Consider the following 419-nt stretch of genomic DNA (forward strand, 5'->3'; position numbering starts at 1 on the left):
AGATTGGACAGGGTGCCGTTCATGTAAAGGCGTGCCAGCCCGGTGTTCGCGACGTTCAGGGTGTTTCCACCGCCATCGAGCGCACCGGTGTAATTGATTTGCCCCTGCAGGTCGGCATTCGATCCGGCGGCGGCATTGCCGATGGTGGAGCTTGCTGTCAGGTTGATCGTCGGGGCATAGCCAAAGTTGGTGCCGGCTCCGAGGTTGATTTGGAAGGTGCCGGTGTTGAGGGTGAAGGTGCCGGTGTTCGCGACGCCGGCGGTGGTTGTGATGTGGAGCGTGCCGCCATTGACGGTGGTGCCGCCGCTGTAGCTGTTGGCCGCCGTCAGGACCTGCGTGCCGAGGCCGTTTTTCACGACCGCTCCTGCACCGGTGATGGCGTAGGCGGCGCTGTTCGCGCCAAAGCGGTTGAAGATCAA

General features: G+C 62.8%; 1 protein-coding gene. It reads right to left on the minus strand.

Annotated elements, in window-relative coordinates; all coding sequences use genetic code 11:
* A partial coding sequence (locus tag I6F37_RS41740) for an autotransporter-associated beta strand repeat-containing protein (protein WP_225154632.1) occupies nt 1-419 on the minus strand: 419 nt, incomplete at both ends.

The sequence above is a fragment of the Bradyrhizobium sp. NBAIM08 genome (assembly GCF_020193935.1).
Lineage (GTDB): Bacteria > Pseudomonadota > Alphaproteobacteria > Rhizobiales > Xanthobacteraceae > Bradyrhizobium > Bradyrhizobium yuanmingense.